Annotated in this window: 16 protein-coding genes; 8 read left to right on the top strand and 8 right to left on the bottom strand. The window is 71.1% G+C overall.

What is annotated here, in order from left to right; genetic code table 11:
• The first annotated feature begins 31 nt into the window (after positions 1-31).
• Genes OG746_RS17090 through OG746_RS17070 form a run of 5 tightly spaced genes read left to right on the top strand, consistent with a single transcriptional unit; the run spans position 32 to position 7,531 of the window.
• Entirely contained in the window at positions 32-3,718 is a 3,687-nt protein-coding gene (locus OG746_RS17090) for a nitrate reductase subunit alpha (RefSeq protein ID WP_266715476.1), read from the top strand.
• Entirely contained in the window at positions 3,718-5,340 is a 1,623-nt protein-coding gene (gene narH / locus OG746_RS17085) for a nitrate reductase subunit beta (protein ID WP_266715475.1), read from the top strand. Before OG746_RS17090 ends, narH begins: the two co-directional genes overlap by 1 nt.
• Entirely contained in the window at positions 5,340-5,927 is a 588-nt protein-coding gene (gene narJ / locus OG746_RS17080) for a nitrate reductase molybdenum cofactor assembly chaperone (RefSeq protein WP_266715474.1), read from the top strand. Before narH ends, narJ begins: the two co-directional genes overlap by 1 nt.
• Positions 5,924-6,646 carry a respiratory nitrate reductase subunit gamma gene (gene narI, locus OG746_RS17075; protein ID WP_266715473.1) on the top strand — a complete coding sequence of 241 codons (723 nt, stop codon included), beginning with the start codon at positions 5,924-5,926 and terminating at the stop codon, positions 6,644-6,646. The genes narJ and narI overlap by 4 nt, the downstream gene beginning before the upstream one ends.
• A 21-nt stretch (positions 6,647-6,667) precedes the next feature.
• A complete protein-coding gene (locus tag OG746_RS17070) occupies positions 6,668-7,531 on the top strand; it encodes a Sco1979 family transcriptional regulator (RefSeq protein WP_266715472.1) in 864 nt (287 codons plus the stop codon).
• A 39-nt stretch (positions 7,532-7,570) separates the two neighbouring features.
• Here OG746_RS17070 and dnaK read toward each other — a convergent pair whose 3' ends face one another.
• Both dnaK and OG746_RS17060 read right to left on the bottom strand, forming a co-directional pair.
• Positions 7,571-9,451, bottom strand: a complete 1,881-nt coding sequence (gene dnaK, locus OG746_RS17065; RefSeq protein ID WP_266715471.1) for a molecular chaperone DnaK — start codon at positions 9,449-9,451, stop codon at positions 7,571-7,573.
• 291 nt (positions 9,452-9,742) lie between these two features.
• Complete coding sequence (locus tag OG746_RS17060) at positions 9,743-10,171, bottom strand: OsmC family protein (RefSeq protein ID WP_266715470.1); 429 nt, start codon at positions 10,169-10,171, stop codon at positions 9,743-9,745.
• A gap of 169 nt (positions 10,172-10,340) precedes the next feature.
• Here OG746_RS17060 and OG746_RS17055 point away from each other — a divergent pair, with 169 nt between their 5' ends.
• Positions 10,341-11,969 carry a DUF6345 domain-containing protein gene (locus OG746_RS17055; protein ID WP_266715469.1) on the top strand — a complete coding sequence of 543 codons (1,629 nt, stop codon included), beginning with the start codon at positions 10,341-10,343 and terminating at the stop codon, positions 11,967-11,969.
• Between the two features lie 76 nt (positions 11,970-12,045).
• Here the strand turns inward: OG746_RS17055 and OG746_RS17050 are convergent, their stop codons facing one another.
• The 3 genes from OG746_RS17050 to OG746_RS17040 all read right to left on the bottom strand — a co-directional run bounded on the left by OG746_RS17050 (position 12,046) and on the right by OG746_RS17040 (position 16,373).
• Positions 12,046-13,440: an amino acid permease gene (locus OG746_RS17050; RefSeq protein WP_266715468.1), complete on the bottom strand. Its 1,395-nt coding sequence runs from the start codon at positions 13,438-13,440 to the stop codon at positions 12,046-12,048.
• A 90-nt stretch (positions 13,441-13,530) separates the two neighbouring features.
• Entirely contained in the window at positions 13,531-15,618 is a 2,088-nt protein-coding gene (locus tag OG746_RS17045) for an alkaline phosphatase family protein (protein ID WP_524540470.1), read from the bottom strand.
• Between the two features lie 329 nt (positions 15,619-15,947).
• On the bottom strand, positions 15,948-16,373 hold the full coding sequence (locus tag OG746_RS17040; RefSeq protein WP_266715466.1) for a hypothetical protein: 426 nt from the start codon (positions 16,371-16,373) through the stop codon (positions 15,948-15,950).
• Positions 16,374-16,462: 89 nt separating this feature from the next.
• Here OG746_RS17040 and OG746_RS17035 point away from each other — a divergent pair, with 89 nt between their 5' ends.
• Together OG746_RS17035 and OG746_RS17030 are read left to right on the top strand one after the other, a co-directional pair.
• Positions 16,463-17,236, top strand: a complete 774-nt coding sequence (locus OG746_RS17035) for an MBL fold metallo-hydrolase (protein WP_266715465.1) — start codon at positions 16,463-16,465, stop codon at positions 17,234-17,236.
• A gap of 127 nt (positions 17,237-17,363) precedes the next feature.
• Positions 17,364-17,993 carry a DedA family protein gene (locus OG746_RS17030; protein WP_266719005.1) on the top strand — a complete coding sequence of 210 codons (630 nt, stop codon included), beginning with the start codon at positions 17,364-17,366 and terminating at the stop codon, positions 17,991-17,993.
• Here OG746_RS17030 and OG746_RS17025 read toward each other — a convergent pair.
• The 3 genes from OG746_RS17025 to OG746_RS17015 form a co-directional block, all read right to left on the bottom strand.
• The gene (locus OG746_RS17025) at positions 17,973-19,028 is read right to left on the bottom strand and encodes an MBL fold metallo-hydrolase (RefSeq protein WP_266715464.1); all 1,056 of its coding nucleotides are present in this window, start codon (positions 19,026-19,028) and stop codon (positions 17,973-17,975) included. The two genes, OG746_RS17030 and OG746_RS17025, sit on opposite strands and share 21 nt — an antisense overlap.
• Positions 19,025-20,323 carry an aminotransferase class I/II-fold pyridoxal phosphate-dependent enzyme gene (locus OG746_RS17020; RefSeq protein WP_266715463.1) on the bottom strand — a complete coding sequence of 433 codons (1,299 nt, stop codon included), beginning with the start codon at positions 20,321-20,323 and terminating at the stop codon, positions 19,025-19,027. The genes OG746_RS17025 and OG746_RS17020 overlap by 4 nt, the downstream gene beginning before the upstream one ends.
• A gap of 446 nt (positions 20,324-20,769) precedes the next feature.
• Complete coding sequence (locus OG746_RS17015) at positions 20,770-21,534, bottom strand: ANTAR domain-containing response regulator (protein WP_266715462.1); 765 nt, start codon at positions 21,532-21,534, stop codon at positions 20,770-20,772.
• Positions 21,535-21,608: the final 74 nt, after the last annotated feature.

Below are 21,608 nucleotides of genomic sequence, written 5' to 3'. Positions count from 1 at the left end.
TGCCCAGAACGGGACATCGAGGGAGCAAACGGTGACGGATACGACACGCACCCCGACCGAGCCGGATGCCGCGCTGCTGCGCGCGGGGCGGTTCTTCCGGAGGGGGACGGCCTCCGAGGACCTGCACAGCGTGCAGATCAAGGGCGGCCGGGACGGGGACGTCTTCTATCGGGACCGCTGGAGCCACGACAAGGTCGTGAACTCCACGCACGGCGTGAACTGCACCGGCTCGTGCCGGTGGAAGGTGTACGTCAAGGACGGCATCATCACCTGGGAGACCCAGCAGACGGACTATCCGAGCGTGGGCCCCGACCGGCCGGAGTACGAGCCACGCGGCTGTCCACGCGGCGCCGCGTTCTCCTGGTACACGTACTCGCCGACCCGTGTGCGCTACCCGTACATCCGGGGCGTGCTCGTGGAGATGTACCGGGAGGCGAAGGCGCGGCTGCACGACCCGGTGCTCGCGTGGGCCGACATCCAGTCCGACCCCGAGCGGCGCCGCAGGTACCAGCAGGCCCGCGGCAAGGGCGGGCTGGTGCGTGCCACCTGGGACGAGGCCGTGGAGATCGTCGCCGCGGCGCACGTGCACACCATCAAGACGTACGGGCCCGACCGGATCGCCGGCTTCTCCCCCATTCCCGCGATGTCGATGGTGTCGCACGCGGCGGGGGCCCGGTTCCACTCGCTGATCGGCGCCCCGATGCTGTCGTTCTACGACTGGTACGCGGACCTGCCGGTGGCCTCGCCGCAGGTGTTCGGCGACCAGACCGACGTCCCCGAGTCGGGTGACTGGTGGGACGCCGCGTACCTGATGATGTGGGGCTCGAACGTCCCGGTCACCAGGACGCCCGACGCGCACTGGATGGCGGAGGCGCGCTATCGCGGCCAGAAGGTCGTCGTCGTCGCGCCCGACTACGCGGACAACGCGAAGTTCGCCGACGAGTGGCTGCACCCGCACCCCGGGACCGACGGCGCGCTCGCGCTCTCCATGGGGCATGTGATCCTCAAGGAGTTCTTCGTCGACCGGCAGACGCCGTTCTTCACGGACTACGTCAAGAAGTTCACCGACCTGCCGTTCCTGGTGACACTTGAGGAGCGCGACGGGGCGTACGTGCCGTCGAAGTTCCTGCGCGCCACCGATCTCGGGCAGGGCGGCGAGGGCGCCGAGTGGAAGACCGCCGTGCTCGACGAGGCGACGGGCCAGCCGGTCGTCCCGAACGGCTCCCTGGGCTTTCGCTGGACCGAGTCCGGCAAGGGCAAGTGGAACCTCGAACTGGGCAATATCCAACCGAAGTTGAGCCTGCACGACTCCGACATCGCCGGTGGCGTGGAGGTGCTGCTCCCCCGCTTCGACACCGACGGCGGCACGCACGGGCAGGGCCGCGGCGAGGTCGTGCGGCGCGGTGTGCCGGCGACCCGGCTCGGCGGGCAGGGCGGCCCGCTGGTGACAACCGTGTTCGACCTGCTGCTCGCGCAGTACGGCGTCGGGCGCGACGGCCTCCCGGGCCAGTGGCCCGCCTCGTACGACGACGCGGAGACGCCCGGCACCCCGGCCTGGCAGGAGATGCACACCTCCGTACCGGCCGCCAAGTGCGTAAAGATCGCACGGGAGTTCGCGCAGACCGCCGAGAAGTCGCGCGGGCGCTGCATGATCCTGATGGGCGCCGGCACGAACCACTGGTTCCACTCCGAGACCACCTACCGTGGCTTCCTGTCCCTCCTTCAGCTCACCGGCTGCCAGGGCAGGAACGGCGGCGGCTGGGCCCACTACGTCGGTCAGGAGAAGTGCCGTCCGGTGACCGGCTGGGCGTCGCTCGCCTCGGCCAACGACTGGTCGAGGCCGCCGCGGCAGATGATCGGTACCGGGTTCTTCTTCCTCAACACCGACCAGTGGCGCTACGACAGGTTCAGCGCCGACGTGCTCGCGTCCCCGCTCGGCAAGGGTGCCTTCGAGGGCATGACGGGCGCCGATGTGCTGTCCCTGTCGGCCCGTTCGGGCTGGATGCCGTCGTATCCGACGTTCGACCGCAGCTCGCTCGCGCTCGGTGAGCAGTCCGTGGAGGACACGGTCTCCGAACTCAAGGCGGGCTCGCTGAAGTTCGCGTGCGAGGACCCGGACGCGCCCGAGAACTGGCCGCGCGTGATGACCCTGTGGCGGGCGAACCTGCTCGGCTCGTCCGCGAAGGGCGCCGAGTACTTCACCAAGCACCTGCTGGGCACGCACTCCTCGCTGCGCGCCGAGGAGGCCTCCCCCGATGAGCGCCCCTCGACGGTGACCTGGCACGACGAGGCCCCCGAGGGCAAGATCGACCTGCTGACGTCCCTCGACTTCCGGCAGACGTCCTCCACGCTCCTGTCCGACGTCGTGCTGCCCGCCGCCACCTGGTACGAGAAGCACGACATCGCCTCCACGGACATGCACCCCTACGTGCACTCGTTCACGCCCGCCGTGGACCCGCCGTGGCAGGCGCGCAGCGACTTCGACACGTTCAAGGCGCTCGCCCACAAGCTCAGCGAGCTGTCCGCCCAACACCTGGGCGTACGCAAGGACTTGGTGGCGACGCCGCTCCAGCACGACACCCCGGGTGAGATCGCGCAGCCCGGCGGCATCGTCCTGGACTGGCACAAGGGCGAGTGCGAGCCGGTGCCGGGCAAGACCATGCCGAACCTCACGGTCGTCGAGCGCGACTACACGGCGATCGGCGCCAAGTTCACCGCGCTCGGCCCACTCGTCGAGCAACTGGGCCTGCCCGCCAAGGGAATCGCCCTCAAGCCCGACCAGGAGGTCACGGAGCTGCGCGAGCGCAACGGCGCCGTGCGCGGCGGCCCCGCCGACGGCCGGCCGTCCCTCGACACGGCGGTCAAGGCGGCGAACACCATCCTCGCCCTGTCCGGCACCACCAACGGCCGCCTCGCCACGCAGGGCTTCCACACGCTGGAAGCCCGTACGGGCCAGGAGATGGCGCACCTCTCCGCCGAGCACGAGGGCAAGCGCATCACGTACGCGGACACGCAGGCCGCGCCCGTACCGGTCATCACCTCGCCCGAGTGGTCGGGCAGCGAGTCCGGCGGGCGCCGCTACACGGCGTTCACCCTCAACACCGAGCACCTCAAGCCGTGGCACACCCTCACCGGTCGCCAGCACTTCTTCATCGACCACGACTGGATGCACGAGCTGGGCGAGGCGATGCCCGTCTACCGGCCACCACTCGACATGAACCGGCTGTTCGGTGAGCCACGGCTCGGGCCGGACGGCGAGAAGGAAGTGACGGTCCGTTACCTCACCCCGCACAACAAGTGGTCCATCCACTCCGAGTACCAGGACAACCTGTTCATGCTGGCGCTGTCCCGCGGCGGCCAGTCCATCTGGATGTCCCCGCAGGACGCCGACTCGATCGGCGTCAAGGACAACGACTGGATCGAGGCCGTGAACCGCAACGGCGTCGTCGTCGCCCGCGCGATCGTCTCCCACCGCATGCCGGCCGGCACGGTCTACATGCACCACGCGCAGGAACGCACCGTCAACGTGCCCAAGGCGGAGACGACCGGAAAGCGCGGCGGCATCCACAACTCGCTCACCCGACTCATCCTCAAGCCGTCCCATCTCATCGGCGGCTACGCCCAGTTGAGCTGGGCGTTCAACTACCTCGGCCCGACGGGCAACCAGCGCGACGAGGTCACGGTCATCCGCCGCCGCTCCCAGGAGGTCCAGTACTGATGCGCATCATGGCTCAGGTCGCGATGGTCATGAACCTCGACAAGTGCATCGGCTGCCACACCTGCTCGGTCACCTGCAAGCAGGCGTGGACCAACCGCAACGGCATGGAGTACGTCTGGTTCAACAACGTCGAGACCCGCCCCGGGCAGGGCTATCCGCGCCGCTACGAGGACCAGGAGAAGTGGCGCGGCGGCTGGGAGCTCAACAAGAAGGGCGCCCTGAAGCTGAAGGGCGGCGGCCGGTTCAAGAAGCTCCTCGGCATCTTCTCCAACCCGAAGCTGCCGGAGATCAAGGACTACTACGAGCCCTGGACGTACGACTACAAGAACCTGACCAACGCCCCGCTCGGCGACGACTACCCGGTCGCGGAGCCCCGCTCCCTGATCAGCGGCAAGCCGATGAAGATCGAGTGGTCCTCCAACTGGGACGACAACCTCGGCGGCTCCGCCCAGTACGGCGATCTCGACCCGATGGTGGAGAAGACCCGCGAACAGGCCGCGGAGAAGGTCAAGTTCCAGTTCGAGCAGACCTTCATGTTCTATCTGCCGCGGATCTGCGAGCACTGCCTCAACCCGTCGTGCGTCTCGTCCTGCCCGTCCGGCGCGATGTACAAGCGCGTCGAGGACGGCATCGTCCTCGTCGACCAGGACTCCTGCCGCGGCTGGCGGATGTGCGTGACCGGCTGCCCGTACAAGAAGGTGTACTTCAACCACCGCACCGGCAAGGCCGAGAAGTGCACGCTCTGCTATCCGCGCCTGGAGGTGGGTCTGCCGACGGTCTGCTCGGAGACCTGCGTGGGCCGGCTCCGCTATCTCGGCGTGATGCTCTACGACGCCGACAAGGTGACGGAGGCCGCCTCCTCGAAGAGCGAACACGACCTGTACGAGGAGCAGTTGGGCATCTTCCTCGACCCCGAGGACCCCGCGGTGCAGCGGGCCGCCGAGGAGGCGGGCATCCCGTTCGACTGGATGGAGGCCGCGCGGCGCTCCCCCGTGCACGCGCTCATCAGCAAGTACAAGGTGGCGCTGCCGCTGCACCCGGAGTACCGGACGATGCCGATGGTCTGGTACATCCCGCCGCTCTCCCCCGTCGTCGACGCGCTCACCGAGACCGGGCACGACGGCGAGGACCACTCGAACCTGTTCGGCGCGATCGACACACTGCGCATCCCCCTCGAATACCTGGCGGAGATCTTCACGGCGGGCGACACCAAGCCCGTACGCGCCTCCCTGGAGAAGCTGGCCGCGATGCGCTCGCACATGCGGGCCATCAACCTCGGTGACCTGCCCGACAGTTCGATCGCCGAGTCCATCGGCATGTCACCGTACGAGATCGAGGAGATGTACCGGCTGCTCGCCATCGCCAAGTACGAGGACCGCTACGTGATCCCGACCGCGGCGGTCGGCGACGCGCAGCGCCTTGAGGAGTCCGCACTGCCGTCGGACACCTGCTCGCTCGACCACGAGGGCGGCCCCGGCATGGGCGGCGAGGGCCCCTTCGGCGGCGACTCCGGGACGACCGTCGCCGACGGCCGCAAGCTGCTGCCCGTCGTCTCCGTCGAGAACTTCCAGCTCAGCAAGGAACGGCAAACCGCAGACAGCACCGACAAGGAGGACAGCTGATGACCGACCGGACCTCCCTGCTCCTTCAGGCTTCCGCGCTCTGTCTCACGTACCCGGACGAGGAGTTCTACCAGCGGCTTCCGCTGATCCGCGCGGCCGCGCCGCCGCTCGCGCCCTTCGTCGAGCACGCCGAGGCCACGCCGATGCAGGATCTGGCGGCCCATTACGTCCAGGTCTTCGACTTCAAGAACCGGCACAGCCTGTATCTGACGTGGTGGCGCGACGGCGACACCCGTAGGCGCGGCATGTCCCTGGTGCGGATGAAGGAGGTCTACCGGGAGCACGGCATGGAGTTCACCGGCGAGGAACTCCCGGACTTCCTGCCCGCCGTCCTCGAATTCTCCGCGCAGGAGGGCACGTTCCTGCTGGAGGACAACCGCGCGGGCCTCGAACTGCTGCGGTTCGCCCTCACCGACCACGGCACCCCGTACGCGACCGTCCTCAACGCGGTGTGCGCCGCCCTGCCGGGGCCCTCCCCCAAGGACCGGGCCGAGGCGCAGGCGCTCGCCCGGTCGGGACCGCCCCAGGAGGACGTCGGTCTCGAACCCTTCGCACTCCCCCTCCTCGAGAAGGAGCACGCGCGGTGAACACAGCGCTCTTCGGTGTCCTGCCCTACGTGGCGTTCGTCCTGCTGATCGCCGGCACCATCTGGCGCTACCGCTACGACAAGTTCGGCTGGACGACGCGCTCGTCGCAGGTCTACGAGTCGAAGCTGCTCAACATCGCGTCGCCGATGTTCCACTACGGCATCCTCTTCGTGCTCGTGGGCCACATCGTCGGCCTGTTCATCCCGGAGTCGTGGACCGAGAAGGTCGGCGTCAGCGAGCACACGTACCACATGTTCTCGCTGATCGGCGGCACCTTCGCGGGCGTCCTCGCGGTGGTCGGGATCGCGATGCTGGTCTACCGGCGCCGCACCAAGGCCCCGGTGCTGCTGGCCACGACGCGCAACGACAAGACCATGTACGTGTTCCTGCTCGGCGCGATCGTCCTCGGCATGACGGCCAAGCTCACGCACTCGGGCGGCAACGGCTACGACTACCGGCAGACCATCGCCCCTTGGTCGCGCAGCCTGTTCACGCTGAGCCCCGATGTGGTGCTCATGGACGGGGTGCCTACGCTCTATCAGATCCACGCAGTAGTGGGCATGCTACTGATTGCGCTGGTACCGTTCACCCGGCTCGTGCATATGTTCAGCGCGCCGGTGCAGTACCTGTTCCGCCCGTACGTCGTTTACCGCAGCCGCGATCCGCGGCGTCTCGGCGCGCGGCCGGAGCGTCGGGGGTGGGAGCGCACCGGCTCCTAACTCCTGGGGAGACGTACCAAGGTGAGTGAACGTCGGCCCGCGCCCACCGTGGGCCAGGTCGTCCTCGGTCGCCGCCTGCGTGATCTGCGCGAGGCCCGCGGACTCAAGCGCGAGGAGGCGGCCAGGCCGCTGCGCGTGGCGAGCGCGACGATCCGCAGGATGGAGACCGCGGAGGTCGCGCTCAAGATCCCCTACGTGCAGATGCTGTTGGAGCTGTACGAGGTGCCGGAGCGCGAGATCGAGGCCTTCGTGGCGCTCGCCGAGGACGCGAATCTGCCGGGTTGGTGGCAGCGGTTCCACGATGTGCTCCCCGACTGGTTCAGCCTGTACGTCAGCCTTGAGGGCGCGGCCTCGATGATCCGCGCCTACGAACCGCACTTCGTGCCCGGCCTGTTGCAGACGGAGGCGTACGCGCGGGCCGTCTTCGACGCCGGCACGGTGGGCCGCTCCCGGCCCGAGGAGGTCGACCGGCACATCGACCTGCGCATGGCCCGCCAGTCGCTGCTCGACCGGGAGGACTCGCCGCACCTGTGGGTCGTCATGGACGAGACGGTGCTGCGGCGCCCGCCCGGCGGCCGCGAGGTGCTGCGCGGCCAGCTGGACCGGCTCATCGAAGTGACGCGGCGCCCCAACGTGACGCTCCAGATAGCCGAGTTCGCGTCGGGGCCGCACCCCGGCACGTTCGGCCCGTTCACGCTGTTCCGGTTCCCGGTCAGGGAGCTGCCGGACATGGTCTACAGCGAGTACGTGACCGGGGCCCTGTACCTGGACGCCCGGGACGAGGTCGGCATGCACCTGGAGGTGCTCGACCACCTGGTGGCACAGGCGGCCGGGGCCGAGCGGACGGTGGAGATCCTGGAGCGGGAGCGGGCAGCCCTCGGATGACCGGCCGGCAGTGACCGACTCGGGCTTGTCGTCGTCCACCTAGGGCTTGTCGTCGTCCACGATCTCGGCGTCGACCACGTCCTCGGGGGCGTCCTTTTCCTGGTCCTGAGGCGGCTGCTCGCCCGACGGCGGCGCGTCTCCCTGGGCCGACGAGGCCGCCTGGTACATCGCCTGACCCATCCGCTGGCTGACCTCGGCCAGCTTGCGCACGCCCTCGCGCAACTCCTGCGTGGACGGCTCCTTGGACTCCAGTACGGTCTTCAACTCCCGTACGGAGTCCTCCACTTCGGTGCGCGTCGCGGCGGGGATGCGCCCCGTGTCCTCGTCGTTCTCGCGCAGGAAGCGCTCCGTCTGGTAGACGAGCTGTTCCGCCTCGTTGCGGACCTCGGCCGCCTCGCGGCGCGTGCGGTCCTCCTCGGCGTGCGCCTCGGCCTCCCGCATCATCCGGTCGATCTCGTCCTTGGGCAGCGCCGAGCCGCCGGTCACGGTCATCTTCTGCTCGCGACCCGTGGCGAGGTCCTTGGCGCCGACGTGCATGATCCCGTTGGCGTCGATGTCGAAGGTGACCTCGATCTGCGGCACGCCGCGCGGCGCGGGCGGGAGTCCTGTGAGGTCGAAGACGCCCAGCTTCTTGTTGTAGGCGGCGATCTCCCGCTCGCCCTGGAAGACCTGGATGCCGACGGAGGGCTGGTTGTCGGCGGCGGTCGTGAAGCTCTCCGAACGGCGGGTGGGAATGGTGGTGTTGCGCTCGATGAGCTTGGTCATCACCCCGCCCTTGGTCTCGATGCCGAGCGACAGCGGGGTGACGTCGAGCAGCAGTACGTCCTTCACGTCGCCGCGGATCACACCGGCCTGGTACGTGGCGCCGACGGCGACGACCTCGTCCGGGTTGACGCCCTTGTGCGGGTCCTTCCCGGTGAGTTCCTTCACGAGGTCGGTGACGGCGGGCATGCGCGTGGACCCGCCGACCAGGATCACGTGGTCGATGTCCTTCAGCTCGACGCCCGCGTCCTTGACGGCCTGGTGGAAGGGTTTCTTGCAGCGGTCGAGCAAGTCCCCGGTGAGTTCCTGGAGTTGAGCGCGCGTCAGCTTCTCGTCGAGGTGCAGGGGGCCCGCGGCGGAGGCCGTGACGTAGGGCAGGTTGATGGTCGTCTCGCTGGACGAGGACAGCTCGATCTTGGCCTTCTCGGCGCCCTCGCGCAGCCGCTGCACGGCCATCTTGTCTTCGGCGAGGTCGATGCCGTGGGCGTTCTTGAACTGCCGCGCGAGATGGTCGACGATCCGCTGGTCCCAGTCGTCGCCGCCGAGTTGGGTGTCGCCGTTGGTGGCCTTGACCTCGATGACGCCCTCGCCCATCTCCAGGAGCGACACGTCGAACGTGCCACCGCCCAGGTCGAAGACGAGGACCGTCTGCTCGTCGCCCTTGTCGAGCCCGTACGCGAGCGCGGCGGCGGTCGGCTCGTTGACGATGCGCAGGACCTTCAGGCCCGCGATCTCGCCGGCCTCCTTCGTGGCCTGGCGCTGCGCGTCGTCGAAGTAGGCGGGCACGGTGACGACGGCGTCGGTGACGTCCTCGCCGAGGTACGACTCGGCGTCACGCTTGAGTTTCTGCAGGACGCGGGCGGCGAGCTCCTGCGCGCTGTAGCGGTGACCGTCGATGTCACCGGAGTCGGGGAAGCGCCAACTCCCGTCCCCCATATGCCGTTTGACGGAGCGCGCGGTGCGCTCGACGTTCGTCACGGCCTGCCGCTTGGCGACCTCGCCGACGAGCACCTCGGCGCTCGACGACCTGGCGAAGGCGACGATCGAGGGCGTGGTGCGCGCGCCCTCCGCGTTGGCGATGACGGTGGGCTCACCGCCCTCGAGCACGGCAACCACCGAGTTCGTCGTACCGAGATCGATACCTACCGCACGCCCCATGACACGTCCCCATTCCATGCGAAGGCCCGCCCACGTCCGGATCCAGCACAGGGCGTGAGCGGGCCTACGTCAAGAGCGCGGACGCCTAGGGCCTGTCGTTTGGATCAGTCCGGGCTCGCGGGGCCCGGCACGCACGCTCGCGGCGTTGTCGTCGGTCGACGACGCTCCGCGTCGCCTCCCTCCTCCGCCTTGCGATCGCACGCTTCCCCAAGCTCTCGGCTTCGCTCGAGCAGGGGAGGCCCCATTACCCCGCTCCCTGATCCGGCCTGATCCAAACGACAGACCCTAGGTCTAGCCACCCAGCTTGGCGGTGAGGGTGATCGTCGTGCCGGTGAGCGCCTGGCTCACGGGGCAGTTCTTCTTGGCGTCCTCCGCGGCCGCCTGGAAGCCCTGCTCGTCGAGGCCGGAGACGGTGCCCTCGACCGTGAGGTGGATGCCGGTGATGCCCTCGCCCGGCTGGAACGTCACGTCCGCGGACGTGACCAGCTTGGTGGGCGGGGTGCCCGCGCCGGTCAGACCGTTGGACAGCGCCATGGAGAAGCAGGAGGAGTGCGCGGCCGCGATCAGCTCCTCCGGGCTGGTCTTGCCGTTCGCCTCCTCTGCGCGGGACGGCCAGGACACCGGCTGCTGGCCGATGCCGGACGAGTCGAAGGTGACGGTGCCGTTGCCCTCGAACAGGTTGCCTTCCCACACGGTGTGTGCGGAGCGCGTGGTTGCCACGGTGGTTCCTTTCCGTTTCCGGATGCTTCGGACTCCTATCCGACCACATCCGACGCGCCCGTGGCACGCCACCATGGCCGGAAAGCGAACTGGGCAAGTCGGCACGATGGTGACAGTTTGGGGCCTCCCGCCCAGGGGGGTTTCAGGGGGCTTCGCAGGGGGTCAGACCATGCGCATGATCTACGCGGACCAAGGTCCGTCACCACTGGAGACCGGGAAGCCGGGCGCGACCGACCGGGATTCGACGTTCGGCTGGTGGGGTGCGTTCAGCATCCAGAAGTTCGTCAACCAGAACCCGCTCTCCCACACGCACGAGGACGCGACCGGCTGGCTCGCGTATCTGCAGCAGTTCTACGACCGCAACTTCTGGTTCGCCGACGCGGGCGCCCAGGTGTGGGCGTACGAGGAGACGTACGACAACTGGCAGGACCGGTACGGCGTGGACGCCGTCGTCGCGGTGTACCACTCGGGGCACGGCGGCATGGACGGCAACGGAGTGTTCTTCGCGCCGCTCGGCGCCAAGTGGGACAACCGCTCGGACGCGGTCTCCAACCGGATGGCGTTCGGCAACGAGAAGGCCAACTACGTGTTCTGGTCGACGTGCAGCTCGCTGCGCGTCCTCGACGGGCACTCCCCCATCCGCACGTGGGCCGGGCCCAACCTCGGTTCCCGGATGATCTTCGGGTTCGAGACGACGAGCATCGACAGCGGCGACTACGGCAAGAAGTTCTGGGAGAAGTGGCGGGCCGGCCAGACGTACTGCGACGCGTGGCTCAACGCCAGCTGGGACATCTACCACGGTCAGGCGCCCTCGGTGTGCGCCACCGGTGCGACCCAGGCGGAGGCGCAGAACCGGCTGAACTCGGAGCGCAACTTCTACCGGGAGCACGTGCCGGACAACTGGTACGTGTGGCGCTGGTACTACGCGCGCCAGGGCCTGCGCGACCCGCTGACGCAGGCGCCGGCGACCCCGCAGATCGTGCAGCTCGCGCCGCGCGACCCGAGCGAGGAACTCGCCACGATGGGCCGTCTCGCACACTTCCCGGCTGCGGCGCTGCAAGAGGTGCAGGTCGAGCGGCAGGGCGTGCTCAGCGCGAGCTCGGGCGACCGGTTCGTGTCGACGGCGCCGCAGGCCGTGCGCTGGGTGAAGCTCGCCGAGGCCAACCACCGCAACACGCACCAGCTGCCGACCGAGCGCGCGGTCGAGATCGCGCAACGGTTCGCGCAGGAGAACGCGGAGGGCGTCGAGCTGGTCGTGGACAGCGTGCACGACCTGATGCAGAACAGCGGCAAGAAGGACGGCTCGGAGATCGGTGAGCCGGTGTCGCTGCAGACGCACGTCACGTTCCGGCAGGTCTTCGACGGCGTACCGGTGATCACGCCGGGCCGCGGCGAGTTCCGGGTCGCGCTCGACAACGACGGCACGGTCGTCCAGGCCACCCTGTCGACGCGCACGCCCACCGGCGACACCCGCACGCCCGCCTCCGCGGTCGCGCCCCCGTCGGGCAAGGGCCAGCAGGCGCTCGCCTCGCCCGGGTCGCGCGACCCGCGGCAGGCGCTGGAGGAGGCGCAGCAGCGGCGCATCGCCCATCTGACCGCGATGGCCGCCGACGGTGAACGGTCGGCGGCCGACATCGAGGCGCAGCTGGAGATCAGGGACGTACCCGGGTCCCTCGAGGTCGGCTACGAGATCGAGGGCAACGAGGCGTATCCCGCTGCGCGGAAGCTGATCGAGATCGGCTCACGGGACAGCATGTTCAAGACACAGCGGTGGGTGGTGGCACCTATCGCCCGATGACGTCAGGGTCCGGCCGGTTCGCTCTGTGCGGGCCGGCCGGGCCTACGCCACGGGGCTCTGCCCCGGACCCCGCTGCTCAATCGCCGCAGGGGCTTGATTGCCGCCTCTTGCGGGCCGCCATCCACGCGTAGACGAGGACGCCCACGAACAGGAAGATGACGCCCTGGTAGACGGCCGCGTAGCCGGCGCCGCCGACCAGCCACATCGAGAAGCCGAACGCGGCGAGCGCGAGCGTCATGTCGCGCGCGAGCCGGCCCTTGCTCACCCGGTGGCCCTGGCCCGACAGCAGGAAGTAGATCTGCGCGGCGGTGGCGAGGAGGTAAGGGACCGTCGCCGTGAACGTCGTGATGAGCACGAGGCTCTCGAAGACGCCTTCGGACCCCGCCGTGTAGTTGTAGATGGTCAGGAGCGAGGCGAGCGCGACGCCGACGAGCACGCCGAACGTCGGGACGCCACGCTTCTTGCGCGCGAACGCGGCCGGGAACAGGCCGTCCTTCGCGGGGGCGTACGGCGCCTGCGCGGAGAGCAGCGTCCAGCCGTTGAGCGCGCCGAGGATCGAGACGACCGCGGCGATCGCGACCGCCGTGCCGCCCCACGTGCCGCCGAACATCACGTTGACGGAGTCGGTCATCGGCGCGGTGGAGTCCACGAGCTTGTCGTGGGCGACGGTGCCGAAGACGGAGACCGTGCACAGCAGGTAGACGAGGGCGGCGAGGCCCGTGCCGAGGACGGTGGCGCGGCCGACGTTGCGCTCCGGGTCGCGGACCTCGCCCGCGCTCATGGAGGCGGACTCGACGCCCAGGTAGCTGAAGAGCAGGATCGCGGCGGACGCCGAGATCGCGCCGACCGGGGAGTCCCCGCCCGTCTGGAACGGGCCGAGGTTGTCGGCGTCGAAGAAGAACAGGCCGCCGACCGCGACGAGCACCAGCGGCGCGAACTTCAGCACGGTGGAGACCAGCTGGACGGCGCCGACGTAGCGGGTGCCGGCGAGGTTGGCGAGCGCGGGCAGCCACTGGCAGGCGAGCGCAGCGACGATCGTCCAGAACGTCGATCCGTGGATCGGCAGGAGCACATTGAGGTAGCCGACGGCCGCGACGGCGAGCGCCGCGTTCGACACCCACGAGGTGATCCAGTAGCTCCACGCGGCGAGGAACCCGGCGAAGTCGCCGAAGGCCTCACGGGCGTACACATAGGGGCCGCCGGTCTGCGGATGCCGCTTCGCGAGCCGCCCGAAGACGAGCGCGAGGGCGATGGCGCCGACCGTCAGGACGCCGAAGGCGACCAGCGAGATCGTGCCGTACGGGGCCACGGACGCGGGCAGCAGGAAGATGCCGCCGCCGATGATGTTGCCCATGACGAGGGCCGTCGCGATGGGAAGACCGAACCTGCGGGCGTGCTTGCCGTCCTGGTTCTGGTCCTCGTCCGCTGCCGGAGCCGTCTCGGGAGCGGGGGCAGTCCCGGTGTCGAGCATGGGGGGAAGTGCCTCTCGATTGTGCTGGGCCACCGCGGGATCGCCGGATGGCGGGGCCCATGGTCCGGTGGGCTCCCGCCGCGCTCCAAATCAGGCGGAATTGTCCTGCGGCTCGGGGGGCGTGGCCGCAAATGATGCACCGCCGGGCTCGCGCCGTAGGGAATTCTCCACGGGCCGTTCCAGCGGCTTCGTCGCAGGTGGGTCCAGGGACAGCGGCACGACCCGCATCGGGATCTGCGGTCCGTGTCCCTCGGTCAGCCAGCGGCGCAGCACCTGGTGCACCTGCTCGGCGCCGACCAGGGCCTCGCCCTCCGGCACCGGCTCCGACAGCTCCGCGGGCGAGAGCAGGAACGGCCGGCTCTGGGCGCCGCCGAGCCCGCCGTGCGAGCCGATCTGCTCCTCGAAGGCGAGGACCTCGCCCTCCACCGGGTCGTACATGGAGTTGACCATGATGTCGGCGGTGTGCGGGAAGGAGTCGGTGCGGCGCACGGCGTCGGCGGCGCCGGGACCGAAGTCGGCGAGCGGCCCCTCGCCGTCGGCCAGCTCGGCCAGCGGCACCTCCGCACCCCGCGCCCCGAGCACGACCGCGCCGTGCTCTTCGCTGCGTACGAGGAGGAAGCCGATGCCGGGGTGGTTGGCGAGGGTCGGCAGCAGGGCGGGGTTGCGGGCGTCGATCTCCTCGCGGGTCATGCGGTGCGGGACGTCGGGGAACGAGACGAGGCCGAGGTTGCCGGAGGCCAGCACGATCGGTTCGCTGCGCTTTCCCTTGCCCGCGCCCTCCTCGACGGGCCGGTGCAGCGCGGCCCGCACGGCGGCGCGGGCCTCGGCGCCGCTGCGGGTGCGCCCCGCCTTGCGCGGCACGGGCAGCCCGCAGCCGGCGCGCACGAGGTCCTGGAGGGTGAGCCCGTAGCGGCCGCGGAAGGTCTCGCCGGGGCTCTGCCCGTGGTCGGAGAGGACGACGATGCGGTACGGGCGCGGCGCGTGGTCGGCGACCTTGACGAGCAGCGCGAGCGAGCGGTCGAGGCGTTCGAGCACCTTCTGCGCGTCGCGGCCGAACGGGCCCGAGTGGTGTGCCACCTCGTCGTAGGCCACGAGGTCGGCGTAGACGGCGCTGCGGCCCGCGAGCATGTCGCCGATGACGGCCGCGACGACGACGTCCCGCTCGACGACGGTCGCGAAGGCGCGGATGAACGGGTACAGGCCACCGCGCCCGATCCGCGGCCGTACCTTGCACATGCGGGCCCGCGTGGACTGCCCGATCTCGCGGCCGACCTCGGCGAAGAACGACAACGCGGTGCGGACGGCGTTCGCCGGGTCGGAGAAGTAGGCGAAGTAGCCGGCCCGCGAGCGGTTCTCCTTGCCGCGCCGGGCGGCGACGGACAGTACGAGCGCGACCTGTTCGGCGCCGCCGCTGAAGAGGTTGCCGCGGCTGGCGCCGTCGACGGTGAGCAGGCCGCCGTCGCCGGTGTGCGCGACGGCGCGGCGCTGGAGCTCGGCGGCGCTGGTGGGCCGGTTGGACACCTGGGTCTCGCCGGTGTCCTTCTCGTACCAGCGGAAGGCCGGGACGTCGTCATTGGAGCCGTGCAGGATGCCGAGCTGGCTGGCGCCGGTCTGGCTCGACCAGTCGGTGCGCCACGGGGTGAGGCGGTGGCCGCCGTCGCGCAGCCATGCGTTGATCGTCGGCATGACGTCGTCGCGGGCGGCGCGGCGCAGCACCTCGTGGCCGACGCCGTCGAGCTGGATGAAGACGGTGCCGGGGGTGGGCGGGCAGGTGGCGTCGGCGTCGGTGCCCCTGCGGCGTCTGCGGTCGGCGAGCCGGTACAGGCGCCTGCGGTACGCGTCGTCGTCCCGGACGGCCAGGGCACCACCGGCCGCCGACGCCACGGCCGACATGACCGCGGCCACGACGACCGCGGTCTCGGGTCCTGCCTCTCCCCTGCCGTCGGGGATGAGGTGCAGCGCGATGAGCAGCAGGGCGCCGTTGAGGAAGAACACGACGAGGCCGAGGACGAGTGCGGGGACGAGCAGCAGGGCGCGTACGAGGATCGGCCAGACCAGGGCCGAGAGGACGGCGAAGGCGGCGGCGCCGAGGGCGGCGGTCACGGCGATACGGGTCATGCTGTCGCCGTCGTCGGACGTCAGTTTGAAGTCGGGGAGCAGGCCTGCGAGGACCATCATGGTGACCGTGCAGGCCGCCCAGACGGCGACCGATCGCCAGGCGGTGCTTCCGGCCCGCCTCCACCAACGGCCTCCGGCCACGTTGCGGCTCCCCTCATTTGGTCACGTGGGGTCAGGGTTTCACACCTTTTGCGCCCACCCGGCGTTACGGCCTCGGGGCTCCGCCCCGGACCCCGCGCCTCAAACGCCGGCGGGGCTGGAAATGCCCACCGGCTTGATCCATCAAGCGCGGCGGGGGTTGATCTATCAAGCCCCTGCGGCGATTGAGCAGCGGGGTCCGGGGCGGAGCCCCGAGGCGTCGAGCACGTGGGGCCGAAACGCGGCAGCGGCTAGCAGCCGTCGTAACCCGCCGTCGGCATCGACAAGCGGCGGTGGACGCGGGCCTTCATTTCCGCGTCGTAGGCCGGCTCCGCCAACCCCGCCGTCTCCAGGCGAATGCCGCGCCGCTCGCACTCCGCCGAGAACGCGTCGACCGACCGCAGCGCCGCCCGCAGAACCCGCTCGCAGGGCGCGACGAACACATCGACGAGGCCCGCGTCGACGTCCGCCCACAGCACCTCGTGGTCGGGACGGACCCCGTGCACCAGGAGTTCGCGGGTGACCACATACCCACGTTCGGCGGCCCAGCGCGCGCACATGGCGTGCTGGCTGCGCGAGTCCACCAGGAAGGGGTCGGCGTCCAGCTCCTCCAGCGGGATCAGGCTGGCGATCGCCGCGACCCGTACCGCTTCGCCGCTCCCGTCGGATGCCCCCATGCGTCCCCCCTCACCACAGCTTTCGGCCCCGACCCTACTCCTGCACGTAGGCTCAAGGGAGTCGCCCGAAGGAGCACAAGGAGGAGCGCGTGCCGGTGGAGATCACCTGGTGGGGTCATGCCACCTGCACCGTCGAGGACGCGGGCACGCGCGTCCTCACGGATCCGCTCTTCGCGCGGCGCCTCGCACATCTGCGCCGTCGGCGCGGCGCGCCCCCGCCACCGCGCGCGGCGGAGGCGGACGTCGTCCTGGTCTCCCACCTGCACGCCGACCACCTGCACGTGCCGTCGCTCGCCCGGCTCGCGCCCGGTACGCGGGTGCTCGTGCCGAAGGGCGCCCCGCGCGCCGTGCCCGCGCTGCGCAAGCTCCGCACGCTGAAGATCATCGAGGTGGAGGCGGGCGCGCGCGTCGAGATCGGGCACGTGGCGATAGAGGTGGTCCGCGCCGAGCACGACGGGCGCAGGATCCCGGTCGGTCCGCACACGGCCCCCGCGCTCGGCTACGTCGTGAACGGCGAGGCCCGTACGTACTTCGCGGGCGACACCGGGCTCTTCGACGGCATGGCGGAGACCGTGGGCGAGGTCGATGTGGCGCTGCTGCCGGTGGGCGGCTGGGGTCCGTATCTCGGCTCTGGGCATCTCGACGCGGGGCGGGCCGCCGAGGCGCTCGCCCGGATCGCCCCGCGCAGCGCGGTGCCCGTGCACTACGGGACGTACTGGCCGATCGGCATGGACGCGGTGCGGCCGCACGAGTTCCACGCGCCGGGCGACGAGTTCGTCCGGCAGGCGGCGCTGCGCGCGCCGGGCGTGGCGGTGCACCGGCTCGACCAGGGCGAGAGCGTACGTCCCGAGGTGGCCGGATGAGACGGCCCGCGAACCTTCGCCCCGGGTCCCGTCGACCCAGATCCCTTCGCCCCGGAACCCTTCGGCCCGGGTCCCTTCCCCTCAGATCCCTTCGCTCCGGAACCCCTCGGTCGGGAGCGCGCCGGTGATGCTCTCCGCCGCCACCCAGGTGCCGCCCGAGACGACCCAACAGGCCGTCGGCTACCCCTCGTTGTTCCTGCTCGTCTTCCTCGGGGCGCTCGTCCCGGTCATTCCGACCGGCGCGCTCGTGAGTTCCGCGGCGGTCGTCGCGTTCCACCACAGCTCGCCGCTCTCGCTGCTGTTCGTCTTCGCGGTGGCGGCGCTCGCCGCGTTCCTCGGCGACATCGTCCTGTACTGGCTGGGGCGGCGCGGCATGCACTCGAAAAACGGGTCGAAGTGGCTTGAGGCGATCCGTTCTCGGGCCCCTGAGGAGCGGCTCGCGCAGGCTCAGGACAAGCTCGCCGACCACGGGGTGATGGTGCTCGTGCTGTCGCGGCTCGTGCCCGCGGGGCGGATCCCCGTGATGCTGGCCTGCCTGATGGCGAAGATGCCGCTGCGGCAGTTCGCCCGCGGCGACGTCCCCGCCTGCCTCGCGTGGGCGGCGACGTACCAGGTCATCGGCATCCTCGGCGGCTCCCTCTTCCCGGAGCCGTGGCAGGGCGTCGTCGCGGCGGTCGCGCTGACGGTGCTGGTCAGCACGGTGCCGAGTGTGTGGCGCAAGGTGCGGGGGCGGGAGTCAGGCAGTCAGCACGCGTGAGCCGCCCACCGGCACGTCCCACAGGGCCGTGCGCGGGAGGCCCGCCTTGTCCCAGGCGGCGCGGAGCCGGTGCAGCGGTTCGAGGACCGGTTCCGCCGACAGCAGGAACGTCGCCCAGTGCATCGGCGCCATCCGGCGCGCGCCCACGTCCTGCACCGCCCGCACCGCGTCCTCCGGGTCGCAGTGCACGTCCTTGAGCCACCAGCGCGGGTCGTACGCGCCGATGGGGAGCAGCGCGAGGTCGATGCCCGGGTAGCGGCGGCCGATCTGCGAGAACCAGTGGCCGTAGCCGGTGTCGCCCGCGAAGTAGATCCGCTGTCCCTCGGAGTCGGTGAGCACCCAGCCGCCCCACAGGGTGCGGCAGGTGTCGACGAGGCTGCGCTTGGACCAGTGGTGGGCCGGCACGAAGTCGAAGCGGACTCCCTTCATCTCCACCGCCTCCCACCAGTCCAGCTCCGTGACCCGCGTGAAGCCGCGCCGCGTGAACCAGCGGGCGAGGCCCGCGGGGACGAGGACCGGGGTGTCGCGCGGGAGTCTTTTGACGGTCGGCCAGTCCAGGTGGTCGTAGTGGTTGTGGCTGATGACGACGGCGTCGACGCGGGGCAGCGCGCTCCAGGCGACGCCCGCGGGGGTGACCCTGGCCGGGGTGCCGAGGATCTTGCGGGACCAGACGGGGTCGGTGAGGACCGTGAGGCCGCCGATGCGGACGATCCAGCTGGCGTGCCCGACCCAGGTGACGGCCGCCGTACGGGCGTCGACCTGCGGCAGCGGGCCCGGCGCGAAGGGCAGGTTCGGGATGTCGGCGAGGCTCTCGGCGGGCGGCCGCAGCGCTCCCTCGCGGGCGAATCTGGCGAAGGCCCGCAGGCCCGGCAGCGGTGCGGTCAGCCGGTGGGCGAAGGATTTGGGCCAGCGGCGCGGTACGTCCTGCGCTCCTGTGTCGCCCCCGCCGAGCGGTCGCGGCTCGACGAGGGGCGGAGGGGCCGCGGTGGCATCGGCCCGCTGCACGGCCGACGGTGCTTCGGACGCCTGCGTCATCGCTCGGTCTCCCATCCTTCGCCTGCCGGTTCCCCGCCGATGGCGCGGAGCGTCGACTCCACCATGGTCAACAGCCTTGCGACGTGCGGCAATTCCAAGGGCTCCGGTGAGGTGAGGGACGCCCTGCGTTCCTCGGGGGTTGACCCGAGCAGCGGTCCCGTCGACAGGCGTGCCCGCAGCACACCCTGCTCGTCGCCGAAGCGGTGGCCGCCGGGGACCGGCATGCCGAGCCGTTCGCCGAGGAAGTCCTCCAGGTCCTGGGAGTCGCTGACGCCGAGAGCGGCGAGCCGGGGGCGCAGCTCCTCCAGGTCCATGTAGAGGTGCCGGCCGGCCCGCGGGGGCCTCGCGAGGCCGCCCGCGCCGAGCACGGCGCGGTGCAGGGCACCGGCGACCTGCGCGTGCAGCGCGGCACCGACGCGGCGGCGCTCGGTGATCTCCTCGGTCTCGTTCAGGACGTACGTGGCCGCGGCGGCGACCGGCGCCGCGAGCAGCGCCCCCGTGGCGGTGAGGAAGTCGAGGACGCGGGCGCGCAGCCTGGCGCCGCGCTCGGTGGCGGGGAACCGGGCGCAGGCCGCGGGCAGCGAGGGCGGCAGGAACGCGCCGGTGAGGTCGCTGAGGACGGTGACGTCGAGCGGGTACATCTCGGCGGGGCTGAACAGGACGGAGTCGGCGCCCGGGTGCAGGGTGTCCCGCCACGTCTCGTCGCTGACCACGTGCAGCCCCTCGGACGCGGCCGCCTCCACGGCCTCGTGCAGCACCTCGGGCGGCGGCACGGTCGCCGTCGGGTCGTCGGCCACGGACAGCACGAGCAGCCGCGGGTCGCCGCCCTCGGCTCTGACCCGGCGGACCGTCTCCAGGAAGGCCGAGGAGTCGGGGACGCCGCCGCATTCGGCGGGCGTCGGCACGTGGTAGACGGCGCGGCCAAGGAGCCTGGCCTGCGGCACCCACCAGGCCGGACAGGGGCGCGGCACCAGCATGTCGCCGCCGAGCGCGGCGGTGAGGGCGAGCAGCAGCGGGGCCGCGCCGGGCGCCGCGCCGAGCTGCTCGCGTTCGGTGTCGAGGCCGCGGCGCTGCCAGTAGCCGCAGGCCGCTTCTAGGAGGGCGGGCGGCCCGCCCGGCGGCTCCGAGTCCGGGCGCCCCGCGGCGCTCGCGGTGACGGCGGCCAGTTCGGGCAGCACCGGAAGGCCGGGCTCGGGCAGCGGCGGGCCGTACCGCACGGGCCCACGGCCTTCGGGGGCCCGGGCCCGCGCGGCGCCGGGTCCTGAGGTCCTGGCCGTGGGTTCCGATGGCCGCATGCTGCCTCCGTGCCGTCCGCTCGCTGTGCGGGTGGGGGTCGCTGTACGGGGGCGGCCGCCGTGGGCAGGCGGGCCACCGGGTCCGGGCAGCCGGGAGACCGGCGCCAGGTCCTGCCTCCAGCGTCACACCTGACCGGGTGTCCGCGCGCGGCGTGGCCCTGGTGTCGGCCTCCTGCCCCTGTACGTACCCGTGCGGGCAATGGGGCCTGTCTTCAAACTCCCGTCGTCGCCCGGAGGGCGGCCCGGCGGCGTCTGGGGCGTGCGATCGCAAGGCGCCGGGAAGTCCTCGTAGCGGAGCTACTAGGGCTTTTCGGCAACGCCGCGAGCGTGCGTGCCAGACGCCGCCGGGCAGACGGGAGTTTGAAGACAGGCCCCAGGGCAGGCGGGGCGGGACGAGGCGGCTGGGCCGGTCGGGTGACCGCGGCTGCCGGAAGTGGGGCGGGCGGTCAGTCCGCCACGGCGCTGAACTCGCGCTCCAGGCCGCGTCCGCGCCGCTCGACGACGGCGGAGGCGACATCCGCCAGTTTCCGGTTGGTCGTCTGCGAGATTCGGCGCAGCACGGTGAACGCTTCGTCCGGTGTGCACCCCAGCACATGCATGACGATGCCGCAGGCCTGGTCCACGACGGGCCGTGTGCGCAGCGCCGAGCCCAGCTGGTCGACCTCGGTGAGCGCCTCCTGGTAGGAGCGGTCGCGCACCAGGCAACTGGCGGCCAGATCGCCGAGGGCGCGGATCGGCCCGTGCGACGCGGCCTCCAGGGAGCCGGCCCGGAAGCTGTACAGGCTGAGCGTGACCGTGAGGTCGCCGCTGCGGAAGGGAATGGTGATGCTGGAGCGCACCCCGGAATCCAGGGCGAGCGCACGGTAGTCGGGCCAGCGCCGGTCGTTCAGCAGGTCGCCGGCGTCGACCGGGTCACCGCCCTCCTCGGCCGCCGGTATGGGCCCGTCGCCGAAGCGGTCCTGCACGGAGACGAGCGCGGCGAGGTCGGGGTGGGTCACCGCGGTCGGCCGCTCGTCGGTGCCGTCGCTCGCGGTGGCGACGGCGCCGCAGCACTCCGCGGTGCACCGGAGCGCCCCCTCGGCGAGCTCGGAGAGCCGCCGGGCGGGAAGCCCCGACTCCGGTGTCCCCGTGGCGCGTTGACCCAGCGCCACCGGATACCTTCCGACGTGATCCGCTTCGTCGTCCTGATCGGCCCGCACGTACTGTCGCATCGGGTTCACGCCTCCTCGTCGGTCGGCTTCCCGTACCGGGCTCCCGAAAACGCGGGACGGGATACGTTCTCAGC

The sequence above is a fragment of the Streptomyces sp. NBC_01016 genome (genome assembly GCF_026341035.1).
Lineage (GTDB): Bacteria > Actinomycetota > Actinomycetes > Streptomycetales > Streptomycetaceae > Streptomyces.
Note: the sequence above shows the minus strand (reverse complement) of the source record. Positions and strands in the feature narration are given on the sequence as shown.

What these genes read in the sequence shown, in the direction of transcription:
- narJ (WP_266715474.1), top strand. Translation starts at nt 5,340, where the DNA reads ATGACCGACCGGACCTCCCTGCTCCTTCAGGCTTCCGCGCTCTGTCTC.
- OG746_RS17040 (WP_266715466.1), bottom strand. Translation starts at nt 16,373, where the DNA reads ATGGGGGCATCCGACGGGAGCGGCGAAGCGGTACGGGTCGCGGCGATC.
- narH (WP_266715475.1), top strand. Translation starts at nt 3,718, where the DNA reads ATGCGCATCATGGCTCAGGTCGCGATGGTCATGAACCTCGACAAGTGC.
- OG746_RS17025 (WP_266715464.1), bottom strand. Translation starts at nt 19,028, where the DNA reads ATGACGCAGGCGTCCGAAGCACCGTCGGCCGTGCAGCGGGCCGATGCC.
- OG746_RS17020 (WP_266715463.1), bottom strand. Translation starts at nt 20,323, where the DNA reads ATGCGGCCATCGGAACCCACGGCCAGGACCTCAGGACCCGGCGCCGCG.
- OG746_RS17055 (WP_266715469.1), top strand. Translation starts at nt 10,341, where the DNA reads ATGCGCATGATCTACGCGGACCAAGGTCCGTCACCACTGGAGACCGGG.
- dnaK (WP_266715471.1), bottom strand. Translation starts at nt 9,451, where the DNA reads ATGGGGCGTGCGGTAGGTATCGATCTCGGTACGACGAACTCGGTGGTT.
- OG746_RS17045 (WP_524540470.1), bottom strand. Translation starts at nt 15,618, where the DNA reads ATGATGGTCCTCGCAGGCCTGCTCCCCGACTTCAAACTGACGTCCGAC.
- OG746_RS17015 (WP_266715462.1), bottom strand. Translation starts at nt 21,534, where the DNA reads ATGCGACAGTACGTGCGGGCCGATCAGGACGACGAAGCGGATCACGTC.
- OG746_RS17030 (WP_266719005.1), top strand. Translation starts at nt 17,364, where the DNA reads ATGCTCTCCGCCGCCACCCAGGTGCCGCCCGAGACGACCCAACAGGCC.
- OG746_RS17050 (WP_266715468.1), bottom strand. Translation starts at nt 13,440, where the DNA reads ATGCTCGACACCGGGACTGCCCCCGCTCCCGAGACGGCTCCGGCAGCG.